Genomic DNA, 13,024 nt, shown 5'->3' on the forward strand with positions numbered 1-13,024 from the left:
GATCCCGGGAAAGAACGTGCAGGGAAGTTCACGCCATACCCTCCGCCGAAGGCGGGTGATGTCCCCCGCCCATGTGTGCACCCAGCACCTGCCGCCGGGCCCCGGAGGCTGCGGTCTCGAAGACAATGCGCCCTTCGCTCATCACCACGATGCGGTCGGCCAGCTCCAGCAGTTCGTCAAGGTCTTCGCTGACCAGCAGAACGGCCGCGCCCTGCTGCGCCACGCCGCGCAGGCGCGTGTGGATTTCCTTCACGGCCGCGAAGTCCAGGCCGAACACCGGATTGGCGGCGATCAGCACCTTGATCTCGCCATGCAACTCACGCGCCAGCACGGCACGCTGCACGTTGCCACCCGACAGGCTGCGGATGGGCGCGTTCTCGCCCTGGGTCTTGATGCCGTAGCCCTTGATCCATTCGCGCGCGCGGCTGCGCCAGAGCCCGAAGCGCAAGCGTCCTGCAGCGCACAGCGGCGCTCGGTCGAAGTCGCGCAGCGCCATGTTTTCGGCCACGCTGAGATCACCCACGCAGGCATTGCGCAGCGGCTCCTCGGGCAGGCTGCGCACTTTCAGGCTGTGGTTCTCGCCGCGCGTGGCGGCGTAAGGCCGGCCGTCCACCCGCACTACGCCGGCGGCGCGCGCCCGCTGGCCGACCAGCGCTTCAACCAGCTCGCGCTGGCCGTTGCCGGACACGCCGGCGACGCCGAGAATCTCGCCCGCCCGCACCGACAGGCTCAGGTCGCACACCGCCAGCGTGCCGCGGTCGCCCATGACCTGAAGGCCATGAACATCAAGGGATGCGGTTTGTGCCGCAATATCGGCAGGCCGCACGGCGCGGGTGGCAGGCACCGTGGGTTCCGTAGCGTGGTCGTCGGGGCGGGCCGCGGCCGCATCGCCCACCATGGCCTGCGCGAGCCGCGCCGGATCGGTCGCCGGCACGGGCGTGGTGTGCACCGCCTTGCCGCGGCGCAAGACGGTCACATCGTCGGCATAGGCCATGACTTCGCGGAACTTGTGGGTGATGATGAGCACGGTGCAGTGGCCGGCGCGCGCGAAGTCGCGCACATGGCCCAGCACCTCGTCGGCCTCCTGCGGCGTCAGCACCGAAGTCGGCTCGTCCAGGATCAGCAGGCGCGGCTTGAGGTAAAGCTGCTTGAGCAGTTCGAGCTTCTGCTTCTCGCCGGCAGCCATGTCCAGCGGGCGCGCATCCAGGTCCAGCCGGAAGGGCGTGGTTTGCAGGAAGGCTTCCAGCTCCGCGCGTTTTTTCGTCCAGTCGATCAGCGCCGGTGTCTTGCCGCCGGCCAGCAGCAGGTTTTCGGCGACCGTCATGCCGGGGGCCAGCGTGAAATGCTGGTAGACCATGCCGATCCCCAGCGCGCGCGCCATCACCGGGTTGGCGATCGCCTGCTCGCGGCCGTCGATCACGATGCTGCCTTCCGAGGGCCGCTGGAACCCCGCCACGCACTTGACCAGCGTGCTTTTGCCCGCGCCGTTTTCACCGAGCAGTGCATGCACCGTTCCCGGCGCCACCTTCATGTTGACGCCGTCCAGCGCCGTGAAGCCGCCGAAGCGCATGCTCATGCGGTAGACGTCCAGCGCCAGCGCGCCGGTGGCGGGCGGCAGGCTGCCGATGGCCGCGCCGGGATTCATGGCTCGCCCAGTGCGTTGAGCACCGCGGCCGACGGCGCATGCGCGCCGAACACGCCGCCCTGCATGGTGACCATCTTCAGCGCCGCCTCGTGGTTGCCGCGGTCGGTGGCGGCGGTGCAGTCCGACAGCAGCAGGCATTCGAAGCCGCGGTCGTTGGCGTCGCGCATGGTGGTGTGCACGCAGACGTCGGTGGTGATGCCGGTGAGGATCAGGTTTTCGATGCCGCGCGTTCGCAGCACCATCTCCAGATCGGTGGCGTAGAACGAACCTTTGCCGGGCTTGTCGATCACCACCTCACCGGGCAGCGGCGCCAGTTCGGGAATGATTTCCCAGCCCGGTTCGCCGCGCACCAGGATGCGCCCGCAGGGGCCGTCGTCGCCGATGCCCGCACCACCGGTGCCGATGCGGCGCGAGCGCCAGCGCTTGTTGGCCGGCAGGTCCGACAGGTCGGGCCGGTGGCCTTCGCGCGTGTGGATCACGTGGTAGCCCGCGGCGCGCATGCCGGCCATCAGGGCCTTGAGCGGCTCAATCGGCGCGCGCGTCAGTGAGATGTCATAGCCCATCTTGTCGACGTAGCCGCCTTCACCGCAGAAGTCGGTCTGCATGTCGATGACGATGAGCGCGGTGTTGCCGGGCCGCAGGTCGCCGTTGTACGGCCAGGCGTAGGGGTTGGCGTTGACGAAGCGTTCCATCGGGATGTTTTCCTTGTTGGTGCTTGCAGTGTTTAGCGGGTGGCGGAAAGTTCGCCCGGGCTGCCGCTCACGGCGGTGCCCGGCCGGCAGGTGATGACCAGGATCAGCAGGGTGAGCACATAGGGCACGATGTTGAAAAGGTGATAACCCCAGTTGATGCCGATGGACTGCAGGGCCGGGCCGATGGCGCCGGCGCCGCCGAACAGCAGCGAGGCGTACACGCAGCGCAGTGGGCTCCAGCGTGCGAAGATCACCAGCGCCACCGCGATCAGGCCCTGGCCGCTGGAGATGCCTTCGTTCCAGCTGCCGGGATAAAACAGGGTGAGCGAAGCGCCGCCCAGGCCGGCAACCAGGCCACCGGCGGCCGTGGCGGCGATGCGGATGGCGGATACCGGGTAACCGAGCGAGCGCGCGGCATTGGCCGAATCCCCCGCCATGCGCACCAGCAGGCCGGCGCGTGTGTTGGCAAAGGCCCACCACAAGGCCACGGCCAGCGCCAACCCGATCGGCACCAGCGCATTGATCTGCAGCGCCGAGCGGACGGCTGCCGAGTCGCTCCAGTTGCCCAGCGCGATGGCGGGCAGTTGCGGCGCCTGCGGCTGGATCAGCGGCTTGCCCAGGTAGAAGGCCAGACCCGTGCCCAGCAGCATCAAGGCAATGCCGGTGGCGATGTCGTTGACCCGCGGCAGCGAGCAGAGGATGCCGTGCAGCGCGGCCAGCAGCGCGCCTGTGGCCGCCGCCGCCAGCACACCGATCCAGGGCGAGCCCGAGAGCCAGGAGGCGCCGAAGGCCGACATGGCCGACAGCACCAGCACGCCTTCCAGCCCCAGGTTGATGCGGCCGGATTTTTCCGTGATGCATTCGCCCAGGCTGACAAACAGGAAGGGCGCGCCGACGCGCAGCGCGCCGCCGACGATGCCGGCGAAAAAAATCAGGAGCTGGTCGGTGGTCACGGCTTTTCCTCGGGCAGGAGAATCGGGCTGGGCTCTGAAGGGCCGAAGCGGTTGATGCGCGCAAAAAAGGCTTTCCAGTCCACGTCGCGCAGGGCCTCGCTGGCCAGGATCAGCACAAAGGCAATGCCCTGAAGCACCAGCACCGAGGCGTCGGGCAAGCCCAGGCGGCGCTGCAGCAGGCTGCCGGCCGCGCCGAAACCGCCGAACAGGATGGCCACCGGGATGATGGCCACGGGATGCTGGCGCGCGATGAAGGCCACCAGGATGCCGGCGTAGCCGTAACCCGCAATCAGGGCGGCGTTGGCATTGGTGTGCACGGCCGCGACCTCGATGGCGCCGGCCAGGCCGGCGCAGGCCCCGCCCAGCGCGCAGGCCAGCAGGATCAGCCGCGAGGCCGGCAGCCCGACGAGTTGCGCCGCGCGCGGGTTGCCGCCGACCACGCGCACCGCGAAGCCCGATGGCGTCATGCGCAACCACAGGCCCGCCGCCAGGCAGGCCAGCACGCCGATCACCAGCCCCCAGTGCACGTCGGAGCCGGCAATGCCGCCTATGCGCAGGCCTTCGGCCAGCGAAAAGGTCGACGGCTTGTTCAGGCTGGACGGGTCGCGCAGCGGCCCTTCGACGAGGTGCTTGAACAGGCCGACCGCCACATAGGCCAGCAACAGGCTGCTGATGGTTTCGTTGATGCCGCGATACTGCCGCAGCCAGCCGGCCAGCGCTATCCACAAGGCGCCGGCCAGCGCGCCGGCGAGGCAGGCCATCACCGTGCCCGCCAGGTTGGCGGGCAGGGGCAGGCCTTGGGCGAGGCCGGCGCAAGCCAGCCCGCCCAGCACCACCGCGCCTTCGCCGCCGATCACCGTCAAACCCGCGCGCGCCGGGATGGCGACGCACAGGGCCGTGAGCATCAGCGGCGCGGCGCGCTGCAGCGTGTTCTGCCAGGAATACCAGTCGCCGAACGCGCCCTTGAACAACAGCAGCCAGACCTCCAGGGGGTTGACGCCGGCGAACCAGACGAAAACCCCGAAGACCCCCAGCGCCGCGATGATGGCGCCGACCGGCAGCAGGACGTTGGCGAGGGAGTGGCGCATGGAAGGGAAAAGTCTCAGGCCCGCAGGGTCAGCCGCCGGCTCACACGGAGCCGATCACGCCTTCGACCAGGTAGTTCATCTTCTCGAGTTCCAGGTCGGTCTGCTTGAAGACCTTGCCGGCGGGGATGATGGTGGCGCCCTTGTTGTCCTTGAGCGGGCCCTTGAAGATGTCGAAGCGGCCTGCCACCATCTGCGCCTTGACGCCATCGGCTTGTTTTTTGGCCGCATCGGTCACGGTGGGGCCGTAGGCCGACATCTTCACGTAGCCGTCCTTCAGGCCGCCGCGTATGAAGTTGGGGTGCGGCTTGCCGCTGCGCGCCGCTTCCACAAAGGTGGTGTAGGCGGTGAGCCAGTTCCACTCGGCGCCGGTCAGGTAGGCGTTGGGCGCGAGCTTGGCTTGGCTGGCGTGGTAGCCGCAGACCATCTTGCCGCGTTTGGCGGCAGTCTCCACAATGACTTTCGGGCTGTCCACATGCATGGTGAACACGTCCACGCCCTGGTCGGCCAGGCTGTTGGTTGCTTCGGCCTCCTTGACCGGCATGGACCAGTCGCCGGTGAAGACCACGCTGGCGGTGATGCCGGGCTTGACGGAGCGTGCCCCCATGACGAAGGCATTGATGTTGCGAAGCACCTGCGGGATCGGCTTGGCGGCGATGAAGCCGATCTTGTTGCTCTTGGTCATGTGGCCGGCGATCACGCCGTTGAGGAACTGGCACTCGTCGATGTAGCCGAAGTAGCTGGCCGTGTTCTTGGGATGCTTGCCTTCGGTCCACATGCCGCCGCAATGCGCAAAGCGCGCGTCGGGGAACTTGGCGGCCACGGCCAGCATGTGCGGATCGAAGTAGCCGAACGAGGTCGGGAACACCAGCGAGGCGCCGTCCTGCGCGATCATGCCGGTCATGGTCTTCTGCACGGCCGCGGTCTCCGGCACGTTTTCTTCCTCCACCACCTTGATGCCGGGCATCTTCTTGAGTTCGGCCGCCGCCTGCGCTTGCGCCTGGTTGTAGCCGTAGTCGTCGCGCGGGCCGACGTAAATCACGCCCACGGTCAAGGGTTTTTGCGCGAAGGCCAACGGGCCGGCGGCCGCGGCGCCGAGCGCGGCCAGGGTCTTGATCGAATCGCGGCGATTGAGGAAGTTGCTCATGGTCAATGCTCCAGGGTTATGAGGTCAAGGGAATGAAACTCAGGCAAGAAGGCTTACGTGGGCGGCGACCACGCGCCAGCCCTCGGGCGTGCGCATCCAGGTCTGGCTCTGCCGGCCGGTCCTGGCGCCGCCGGCGCGCTGGAACTCGGCATTGGCGGTCGCCATGTCGCGGCCGTAGGTCGTGATCACGGTTTTCAGCACGCGGCGCTCCAGGCCCTGCGCCGGCCGCCCCGCGCGGAAGGCCTGGATGTCGGCATAGCCGTAAAGGTTTTCCGTCGCGCCGTAACGCAAGGTGTGCGGGCTGTTCCAGAACAGCTCGTCGAGCACGTCCACCTTGTTGTTGACCAGCGCATCCTCATAGCGCGCAAACACCGCCGTGACTTCGGCCAGGACGTCGGGGAGGTTGATGGCCAGGCTGGAGTTCATGCTTGTGCCGCCAGGATGGCGGGCCGGATATGGGCAACGCCGGCGTCGCTGAGCACCTGTGCGGCCCGCAAGGCCAGGTCCTCGCGCCAGGGTGCGGCAATGAGTTGCACGCCTATCGGCATGCCTTCGGCCGCCGGCCACAGGGGCGCGGTGACCACCGGGCAGCCGGAAAAAGAAATGGGCTGGGTGAGCAGGCCCATCGCGGCGCGGCAGGGCTGGCGCACGCCGTTGAGGTCCAGCCACTCCGTACCGATGAGCGTGGCGCCGACCGGCGTGGCGGGCGTGAGCAGCACGTCCCAGTCCTGGAACAGGGCATTGACCTTGTCGCGGTAGTTGCGGCGAAAGCGCTGCGCGCGCACATACCAGTCCGCCGGCTGCAGCGCGCCGGCGATGAAACGGTCCACCGACAGCGGCTCGAATTCGTCGGCGCGCGTGCGCAGGTCGCCCAGGTGCAGGCTGCCGCCTTCACTCGCGGTGATGATGAAGGCCGCCGCGCGCGCCAGTGCGGCATCCGGCCACACCACGCCGGCTTGTGCGCCCAGGGTGCGGGCCGCCAGTGCGACCACCTCGCGCGCTTCGGGCCCGGCATGGTCGTGAAAGTACCCACCCAGCACACCGATGCGCAGGCCGGCCACACCCTGGCCCAGGACCGGGGATACCGGCTGCACGCGCAGCGCATGGCTGCCCGGGTCCAGCGGGTCGGGAAATTGCAGCGCATCGTAGGCCAGCGCCAGCCCGCCCAGGCTACCGGCGAGCGGCCCCAGGTGGTCGATGCTGTGCACAAAGGGATAACTGCCGCGGCGCGACAGCCGGCCGAAAGTCGGCTTCAGGCCCCAGACGCCGCACAGCGACGAAGGCACGCGGATCGAACCGTTGGTGTCCGAGCCCAAGGTGATGGGTACCTGCCCGGCCGCGACCGCCGCACCACAGCCGCCCGACGAGCCACCGGCGATACGCGTCAGGTCGTGCGGATTGCGGCAGGGGCCGTAATGCGTGTTTTCGGTGGTGAAACCATAGGCGTACTCGTCCATGTTCAGCGCCCCGACCAGGACGGCGCCGGCGGCTTTCATCTGCGTGACGAGGACCGCGTCGGCCGATGCCGCGGGCAGGCCCCGGTTGATTTTTGAGCCGGCCAGTGTGGTCAGCCCTTCGATGTCGAACAGGTTCTTGACCGCATACGGCACGCCGGCCAGCGGTCCCAGGGCTTCGCCCCGCGCCCGTTGCGCGTCCACCGCGTCGGCCTCTGCGCGGGCTCGGGCGCCGGTTGTTTCGGTGAAGGCATTGACCTGGCCGTCGGTGCCGGCAATGCACGCCAGGCTGGCATCCAGCAGTTCGCGCGCGCTGACCTGCCCTGCCGCAACGGCGGCGGCCATGGCCAACGCATCGAACGGCATGCCCGTCATGGCTGCTCGCGCCCGTCGTTGTCGGGCGGGAAGGCCGCCGGGCAGTAAATTTCGGCGGGTTCGTCGTGCGGAGCCAGCGGCGCCGCGTCCAGCAGCGCGGCCATGGCGGCGGTGCGCTGCAGGTGGGCGGCCACGCGTGCCGCGCGGTCCAGCGGCAGCGGCAGGCCCAGCACCGCGGCGGCGCTTGCGACATAACTTGCAATGCTTGCTTCGTCCATCATGGCTGCGGCTTTCTCAGCGCCTGACTTCGCGCTGGAAGATTTCCAGGCTGAGTTTCTTGGTGCGGATGAAGCTGGCCTCGGACAGCGTCTCCACCGTGCGCGGGCGCGCATCGCCGTAAGGCAGGATTTCGGCCACGCGCGTCGGGCGCTTGGTCAGCAGCAGCACCTGGTCGGCCAGGTAGACGGCTTCCTCCAGGTCGTGCGATACCAGCAGCATGGTGGTGCCGGTCTGCATGAAGACTTCCTGCAGTTTTTCGCGGATGAACAGCGTCATCTCGAAATCGAGCGCCGAGAACGGCTCGTCCAGGAACAGCACTTCGGGATTGGGCGCCAGCGCCCGCATGATGGACGCCGTCTGCTGCTGCCCGCCCGAAAGCTCGTAAGGGTAGCGGTTGAGGTCGAACTTCACATCGAAGGAAGCTACAAGTTCGGCCATGCGCCTGTCGACCTCGGCCTTGGACTTGCCTTCGAGCTTGAGCGGATAGGCGATGTTGTCGATGGTGCGCATCCACGGGAACATGGCCTCGCGGTAGTTCTGGAAGACGTAGCCGATCTTGGTGTCCTTGAGTGACTTGCCGTCAAACAGGATTTCGCCTTTGTCGATGGGGATCAGGCCTGCGATCATGTTGATCAGCGTGGACTTGCCGCAGCCGTTGGGCCCGAACACCGAGACGATCTTGTGCTTGGGAATGTCCAGGTTGAAGTCTTCATACAGCGGCCAGCCGGCGAAGTACTTGCTCAGGCCGCGAATCGTGATGTGCGTGCCGGCCGGGCCGGGCTGGAATTCACGCACCGGGACGTCGGCATACACGCCGCCGGGAATGGTGAGAACTTCAGTCATCTTCCGCTCCAGTGAACAATGCGGCGCTCGGCGATCAAGAAAAGAATGTTGAGTGCATACCCCAGTGCACCCGCAGCCAGGATGGACGCATACATGTCCTTCACGTTCATGACCTGCTGCGAGTTGATGATGCGGTTGCCGAGGCCGGTGTCGGCGCCTATGAACATCTCGGCGACGATCACGATGACGAGTGCCATGGACACCGCCGAGCGCAGGCCGACAAAACTCGGCTGCAGGCTTTCCCAGATCAGCACGTCCTTGAACACCTGCCAGCGCGAGGCGCCCATGACTTTCGCTGCCATCACGCGCTGCTTGCGCGCGTTGATCACGCCGTAAGCGCTGTTGAAGACCACGATCAGCAGCGCGCCGAAGGCTGCGATCGCCACCTTGTTGATGTCCGACACGCCGAAAATCATCAGAAACAGCGGGATCAGCGCCGAGGATGGCGTGGAGCGGAAGAAGTCGATCAGGAACTCGACGCTGCGGTAGGCTTTTTCATTGCTGCCCAGCAGCACGCCCAGCGGCATGCCGACAGCGGCGGCGATCAGGAAAGCCTGCACGGTGCGCCACACGGTGACCGCGAAGTCCTTGAGCAGCGGCCCGCCGGCCAGGCCGCTGAGCAGCGCACCCAGCGCGTCGATGGGCGGCGGCAGCAGGATGGCCTTGATGAAGCCCAGGCGCACGGCCAGGTCCCAGATGATGAAGAGCACCACCGGGCCGATGAAGGGCAGGGCCTTGTCCAGCGCCGGCTTGCGCTGCACGGTAGCGGCCGGCGCGGCCGGGGGCGTCCAGGGTTTGGCGGGCGTCGCCGTTGCTGAGGAGGCGGTATCCATGATGTTCAACCCTTGTAGAGCATGGTGTCCACGATCAGGCGCGAGCTGAAGATGCCTTTTTCGGAGAACAGGTCGAAGAACTTCTGGAAGTGCGCCACGTCGGCCGGCGTGAACTCGTTGTACATGGTGTAGGCGGCCAGCGGCACTTCGCCGGTCAGCGGGCCTTCAATCGCGGTATAGCCCTTGAGGTACTGGCGCGCCTCAACCGACTTGCTTCGGACATAGGCCACGCCTTTGCCGTAGGCGGCGACGAATTTCTTCGCGGCATCGGGGTTCTTCTTGATGAAATCCGAGGACAGCGAGGCCGAACCGCCGAACCACGGCGCCATCGGGTCGCCCAGCACGTAGCGCGCGATCACGCCGGCTTCAAGCACGCGGGTGGTGCCGTTCATGCGGCCTATGGTGCCGGTGGGCTCCAGTGTGTAGGCGCCGTCGATCTGGCCTGCGGCGAGCGCGGCCACATGCTGGCCTATGGGCAGCTCGACCACGGTCGCGCCGGTGGCGCCGCCGCGCTCCAGCACGGTCTTGGCCAGCGTCACGTTCTGGATGCCGGGGCCGGAGCCGACGCGCTTGCCCTTGAGGTCGGCCATCACCTTGGCGGGGCTGGTAGCAGGCACGATGACCTCGTCGAGAACGTTCTTCACGTTGCTGGGGTTGGAGCAGAAGATCTTGAAGGTGCCGGGCTGGGCGATCTCGCCGATGGCGATGTTGGCCGAACCGGTGCCGTTGGCGGTGCCGTCGGCGCGGCCCGAGAGCACCGCCTCCATCACCTGCTGCGCGCCGGCGAACTTCAGCGGCTCCACGTCCAGGCCGGCCTCCTTGAAGTAGCCCAGCTCGATGGCCGAGTAAAACGGCAAACCGGCCGCGATGGGCCAGTAGCCAATGCGGATTTTGGGTCCGCCCTGCGCGCGCAGGATGGCGGGCATGCCCAGCATTCCCAGCGCCGCGCCGGCGGCCGTGGCCTTGATCAGCGCGCGGCGTGCCGGGCCGGAGGTGGCGGATGACGGTGTGGGAACGGGCTTCATGGAATGCTCCTGCAGGTGATGGATAAGCGGTGGATGGAAGTGAGTGAAAAGTTCAGGCGGGTGCGCTTGTTTTCAGTGATGCGAGATAAGCGCGCCAGCCACCCAGCTGTGTGATGTCCTCGGCGCCTTGCAAGGCGTGCGCCTCGCAGACAAAGCCCTGGACGCTGCCGCCGCCTTCGAGCGCCAGCGTGCCTATGCCCAGCGGCGCGGGAATCAGCGCGACGAACGAGCCGTAGTGCTGCACCGGCATCTCCCATATTTCCAGGGCGATGCCCGCGCCTTCCCCGGCCGCCACGCGCAGCAGCCCCGGTTTGGGCGGCACCGTGCCGGGCAGGGCGTAGAAGCGGTAATCGGGCGCGGTGCGCGCCGGGCCGATCAAGGTGGCTCCGCGCGAGGTCAATTGATTGTTCAGCGGCATGCCCGACAGGTGTGCGCCCACGACGGCCAGCCTCACCGTTGCGGGCGCTTGAATCCCCGGCAGGGCCACGGGTGCAGGCAGCGCTTCATTCAGTGCGCCTTGCGGCAAGCCGGTGGCGTGGTGGTAGCGCTGGCCGAGTTCGGCTAGTTGCCAGTCGCTGCCCGCCAGTCCCACCAGCGTGATGCCGAAAGGCAGGCCGTCGGGCCGCAGGCTGCTGGGCACGGAGAGCGCCGCGTAGTCCAGCAGATTGACGAAGTTGGTGTAGGTGCCTAGGTGGCGGTTCAGCGTGACGGGATCTTGCTGCATGGCCTCAAGCGTGTAGTGCGTGGGCGCGGTCGGCAGCAGCAGCACGTCAATGTCTTGCCACATCGCGGCCGCCTGCTGGCCCAGCGCGCGCAATTTTGTCTGGGCCGTGTAGAGGTCGGCGGCGCTGTACTGTTTGCCCGCGGCAATGATGCCGCGCACCGGCTCGATCACCGCGTCTTCATGCGCATCGAAAAAGTCGCGCACGGCGGTGTAGCGTTCGGCCACCAGCGCGCTTTCATAGAGCAGCGCGGCCGCCTCGGCCAGCGGCGCGAAATTGATGGGCACCGGCACGCCGCCCAGGGCTTGCATGCGGGTGACGGCTTCGCCAAAAGCCTGCTCGGCCAGTGCGTCGCCGCAGAAGCTCAGTGTTGAAGGCACACCGAAACGAAAGCCTGCGGGCAAGGCAGTGTCGGCCATCGCCAGCACGCGCGAGTAGGGATCCAGCGGGTCGTAACCCATGGCCGCTTCGAGCACGCGGGCGGCCGTGGCCACGGTGCGCGCGAAGATGGAGACGCAGTCCACGCTCTGCGCGGCCGGCACCACGCCGCGCGCGCTGACCAGGCCCTTGGAGGGTTTCAGGCCCACGATGTTGTTCAGGCCCGCCGGCACGCGCCCGGAGCCCGCCGTGTCGGTGCCCAGCGCGAAGTCCGCCTGGCCGGTCGCCACCACATAGGCGGAGCCGGAACTCGACCCGCCTGATATATAGGCCGGGTTGATCGCGTTGGGAACGGCGCCATAGGGGGAGCGTGTGCCGTTGAGGCCGCAGGCGAACTGGTCGAGGTTGGTTTTGCCCAGCAACTGCGCACCCGCATCGAGCAGCTTTTGCACCACGGCGGCGTGTGCCTTGGGGGTATAGGCAAAGGCGGGGCAGGCGGCTGTGGTGGGCACGCCCGAGACGTCGATGTTGTCTTTGGCCGCGAAGGACAGGCCGGCGAGTGCGCCGCTGTTTCCGGGGAGGAAAGACGGCGTTTTGGTGATCCAGGCTTGCGGCGCGAGCGCGCTGTCCGCGCCCGCAGGGGGCGTTGCCGGCGCAGGCGCAATGGGCTCCGTGGAAGGATTCAATGTTGAGGAGGTGTGCACCACTTGAAGGCATCCATACTTGTGTACAAGATGAGATGCAAGAGCTGTGCCATCCGCATGCCGCCTGTCTTGTCTCCTGCTTTAGCCTGGACTTTGAGCGTGTCAGCCCCCGTTCGGAAGCATTGCCATTTTTATTCCATGCATTTAAGTCATTAATAAAACAATTTCGCGTCCATTAATCGGCGGGGCTGTATCAAATAAAGTAGAGGCCATGGAAAAAATGCGCCCTGGCTCCCCGGCTCCTTTGCGCGCCGTACTCTTCGACGCCTACGGCACGCTGTTCGACGTCTACAGCGTGGGCTTGCTGGCCGAGCAACTGTTCCCGGGAAAAGGCCAGGCGCTGGGCCTGCTGTGGCGCGACAAACAGATTGAATACACCCGCCTGGTGACCACCAGCAATGGCGGGGCGCACTACCAGCCGTTCTGGGACCTCACGCGCGCCGGCCTGCGTTATGCGTGCAAGCGGCTGGGGCTGGACTTGGGTCCGGGCCAGGAGGACCAGCTCATGAACCAGTACCGCCACCTGTCGGCCTTTCCGGAAAACCGCGAGGTGCTGCAGGCGCTGAAGGCGCGCGGCGTGGCCACCGGCATTTTGTCCAACGGCGACCCGGCCATGCTGGGCGTGGCCGTCCGCTCGGCCGGGCTTGAAGGCCTGCTGGACCACGTGATCAGCGTGGACGCCATCCGCAAATACAAGACCGCTCCTGAGGCCTATGCGCTGGGGCTCGAGGCTACCGGGCTGGAGGCCAGGCAGATCGCCTTTGTGAGCTGCAACGGCTGGGACGCGCTGGCGGCCACCTGGTACGGCTACCAGACGCTGTGGGTCAACCGCTACCAGCTGCCGTTTGAAGAGCTGGGCACGCAGCCCGTCTACACCGGCAGCAGCCTGCGCGATGTGCTCGCGCTGCCTTTTCATTGACTTGATTTGACGTTTTATTCTGGTTTTACG

At 67.0% G+C, this 13,024-nt stretch carries 13 protein-coding genes; 1 reads left to right on the forward strand and 12 read right to left on the reverse strand.

The window, feature by feature from the left end:
* Nucleotides 1-28: 28 nt before the first annotated feature.
* Genes AC1D1Y_RS18430 through atzF form a run of 12 tightly spaced genes read right to left on the reverse strand, consistent with a single transcriptional unit; the run spans nucleotide 29 to nucleotide 12,057 of the window.
* Nucleotides 29-1,645: an ABC transporter ATP-binding protein gene (locus AC1D1Y_RS18430; protein ID WP_477683592.1), complete on the reverse strand. Its 1,617-nt coding sequence runs from the start codon at nucleotides 1,643-1,645 to the stop codon at nucleotides 29-31.
* Entirely contained in the window at nucleotides 1,642-2,337 is a 696-nt protein-coding gene (gene biuH, locus AC1D1Y_RS18435) for a biuret amidohydrolase (RefSeq protein ID WP_477683593.1), read from the reverse strand. The genes AC1D1Y_RS18430 and biuH overlap by 4 nt, the downstream gene beginning before the upstream one ends.
* Before the next feature lie 32 nt (nucleotides 2,338-2,369).
* Nucleotides 2,370-3,290, reverse strand: a complete 921-nt coding sequence (locus AC1D1Y_RS18440; RefSeq protein WP_477683594.1) for an ABC transporter permease — start codon at nucleotides 3,288-3,290, stop codon at nucleotides 2,370-2,372.
* Nucleotides 3,287-4,378: an ABC transporter permease gene (locus AC1D1Y_RS18445; protein ID WP_477683595.1), complete on the reverse strand. Its 1,092-nt coding sequence runs from the start codon at nucleotides 4,376-4,378 to the stop codon at nucleotides 3,287-3,289. Before AC1D1Y_RS18445 ends, AC1D1Y_RS18440 begins: the two co-directional genes overlap by 4 nt.
* 40 nt (nucleotides 4,379-4,418) lie before the next feature.
* Nucleotides 4,419-5,522 (reverse strand): BMP family ABC transporter substrate-binding protein, encoded by a 1,104-nt coding sequence (locus tag AC1D1Y_RS18450; protein ID WP_477683596.1) that lies wholly within the window; start codon nucleotides 5,520-5,522, stop codon nucleotides 4,419-4,421.
* Nucleotides 5,523-5,561: 39 nt separating this feature from the next.
* Nucleotides 5,562-5,948 (reverse strand): oxalurate catabolism protein HpxZ, encoded by a 387-nt coding sequence (gene hpxZ, locus AC1D1Y_RS18455; RefSeq protein WP_477683597.1) that lies wholly within the window; start codon nucleotides 5,946-5,948, stop codon nucleotides 5,562-5,564.
* Nucleotides 5,945-7,351 (reverse strand): AtzE family amidohydrolase, encoded by a 1,407-nt coding sequence (locus tag AC1D1Y_RS18460; protein ID WP_477683598.1) that lies wholly within the window; start codon nucleotides 7,349-7,351, stop codon nucleotides 5,945-5,947. The genes hpxZ and AC1D1Y_RS18460 overlap by 4 nt, the downstream gene beginning before the upstream one ends.
* Nucleotides 7,348-7,572 (reverse strand): AtzG-like protein, encoded by a 225-nt coding sequence (locus AC1D1Y_RS18465; RefSeq protein WP_477683599.1) that lies wholly within the window; start codon nucleotides 7,570-7,572, stop codon nucleotides 7,348-7,350. Before AC1D1Y_RS18465 ends, AC1D1Y_RS18460 begins: the two co-directional genes overlap by 4 nt.
* Nucleotides 7,573-7,585: 13 nt before the next feature.
* Nucleotides 7,586-8,413: an ABC transporter ATP-binding protein gene (locus AC1D1Y_RS18470; protein ID WP_477683600.1), complete on the reverse strand. Its 828-nt coding sequence runs from the start codon at nucleotides 8,411-8,413 to the stop codon at nucleotides 7,586-7,588.
* A complete protein-coding gene (locus AC1D1Y_RS18475; protein WP_477683601.1) occupies nucleotides 8,410-9,246 on the reverse strand; it encodes an ABC transporter permease in 837 nt (278 codons plus the stop codon). The genes AC1D1Y_RS18470 and AC1D1Y_RS18475 overlap by 4 nt, the downstream gene beginning before the upstream one ends.
* Nucleotides 9,247-9,251: 5 nt before the next feature.
* Complete coding sequence (locus tag AC1D1Y_RS18480; RefSeq protein ID WP_477683602.1) at nucleotides 9,252-10,271, reverse strand: ABC transporter substrate-binding protein; 1,020 nt, start codon at nucleotides 10,269-10,271, stop codon at nucleotides 9,252-9,254.
* Nucleotides 10,272-10,323: 52 nt separating this feature from the next.
* Nucleotides 10,324-12,057, reverse strand: a complete 1,734-nt coding sequence (gene atzF / locus AC1D1Y_RS18485) for an allophanate hydrolase (protein ID WP_477683603.1) — start codon at nucleotides 12,055-12,057, stop codon at nucleotides 10,324-10,326.
* 229 nt (nucleotides 12,058-12,286) lie between these two features.
* On the opposite strand from atzF, the gene AC1D1Y_RS18490 reads away from it, so the two are divergent.
* A complete protein-coding gene (locus AC1D1Y_RS18490) occupies nucleotides 12,287-12,994 on the forward strand; it encodes a haloacid dehalogenase type II (RefSeq protein WP_477683604.1) in 708 nt (235 codons plus the stop codon).
* The last annotated feature ends 30 nt before the right edge of the window (nucleotides 12,995-13,024 follow it).

This window comes from Polaromonas sp. P1_G1, assembly GCF_056405595.1.

What these genes read in the sequence shown, in the direction of transcription:
- AC1D1Y_RS18430 (WP_477683592.1), bottom strand. Translation starts at nt 1,645, where the DNA reads ATGAATCCCGGCGCGGCCATCGGCAGCCTGCCGCCCGCCACCGGCGCG.
- biuH (WP_477683593.1), bottom strand. Translation starts at nt 2,337, where the DNA reads ATGGAACGCTTCGTCAACGCCAACCCCTACGCCTGGCCGTACAACGGC.
- AC1D1Y_RS18445 (WP_477683595.1), bottom strand. Translation starts at nt 4,378, where the DNA reads ATGCGCCACTCCCTCGCCAACGTCCTGCTGCCGGTCGGCGCCATCATC.
- AC1D1Y_RS18450 (WP_477683596.1), bottom strand. Translation starts at nt 5,522, where the DNA reads ATGAGCAACTTCCTCAATCGCCGCGATTCGATCAAGACCCTGGCCGCG.
- hpxZ (WP_477683597.1), bottom strand. Translation starts at nt 5,948, where the DNA reads ATGAACTCCAGCCTGGCCATCAACCTCCCCGACGTCCTGGCCGAAGTC.
- AC1D1Y_RS18460 (WP_477683598.1), bottom strand. Translation starts at nt 7,351, where the DNA reads ATGACGGGCATGCCGTTCGATGCGTTGGCCATGGCCGCCGCCGTTGCG.
- AC1D1Y_RS18465 (WP_477683599.1), bottom strand. Translation starts at nt 7,572, where the DNA reads ATGATGGACGAAGCAAGCATTGCAAGTTATGTCGCAAGCGCCGCCGCG.
- AC1D1Y_RS18470 (WP_477683600.1), bottom strand. Translation starts at nt 8,413, where the DNA reads ATGACTGAAGTTCTCACCATTCCCGGCGGCGTGTATGCCGACGTCCCG.
- AC1D1Y_RS18475 (WP_477683601.1), bottom strand. Translation starts at nt 9,246, where the DNA reads ATGGATACCGCCTCCTCAGCAACGGCGACGCCCGCCAAACCCTGGACG.
- AC1D1Y_RS18480 (WP_477683602.1), bottom strand. Translation starts at nt 10,271, where the DNA reads ATGAAGCCCGTTCCCACACCGTCATCCGCCACCTCCGGCCCGGCACGC.
- AC1D1Y_RS18490 (WP_477683604.1), top strand. Translation starts at nt 12,287, where the DNA reads ATGGAAAAAATGCGCCCTGGCTCCCCGGCTCCTTTGCGCGCCGTACTC.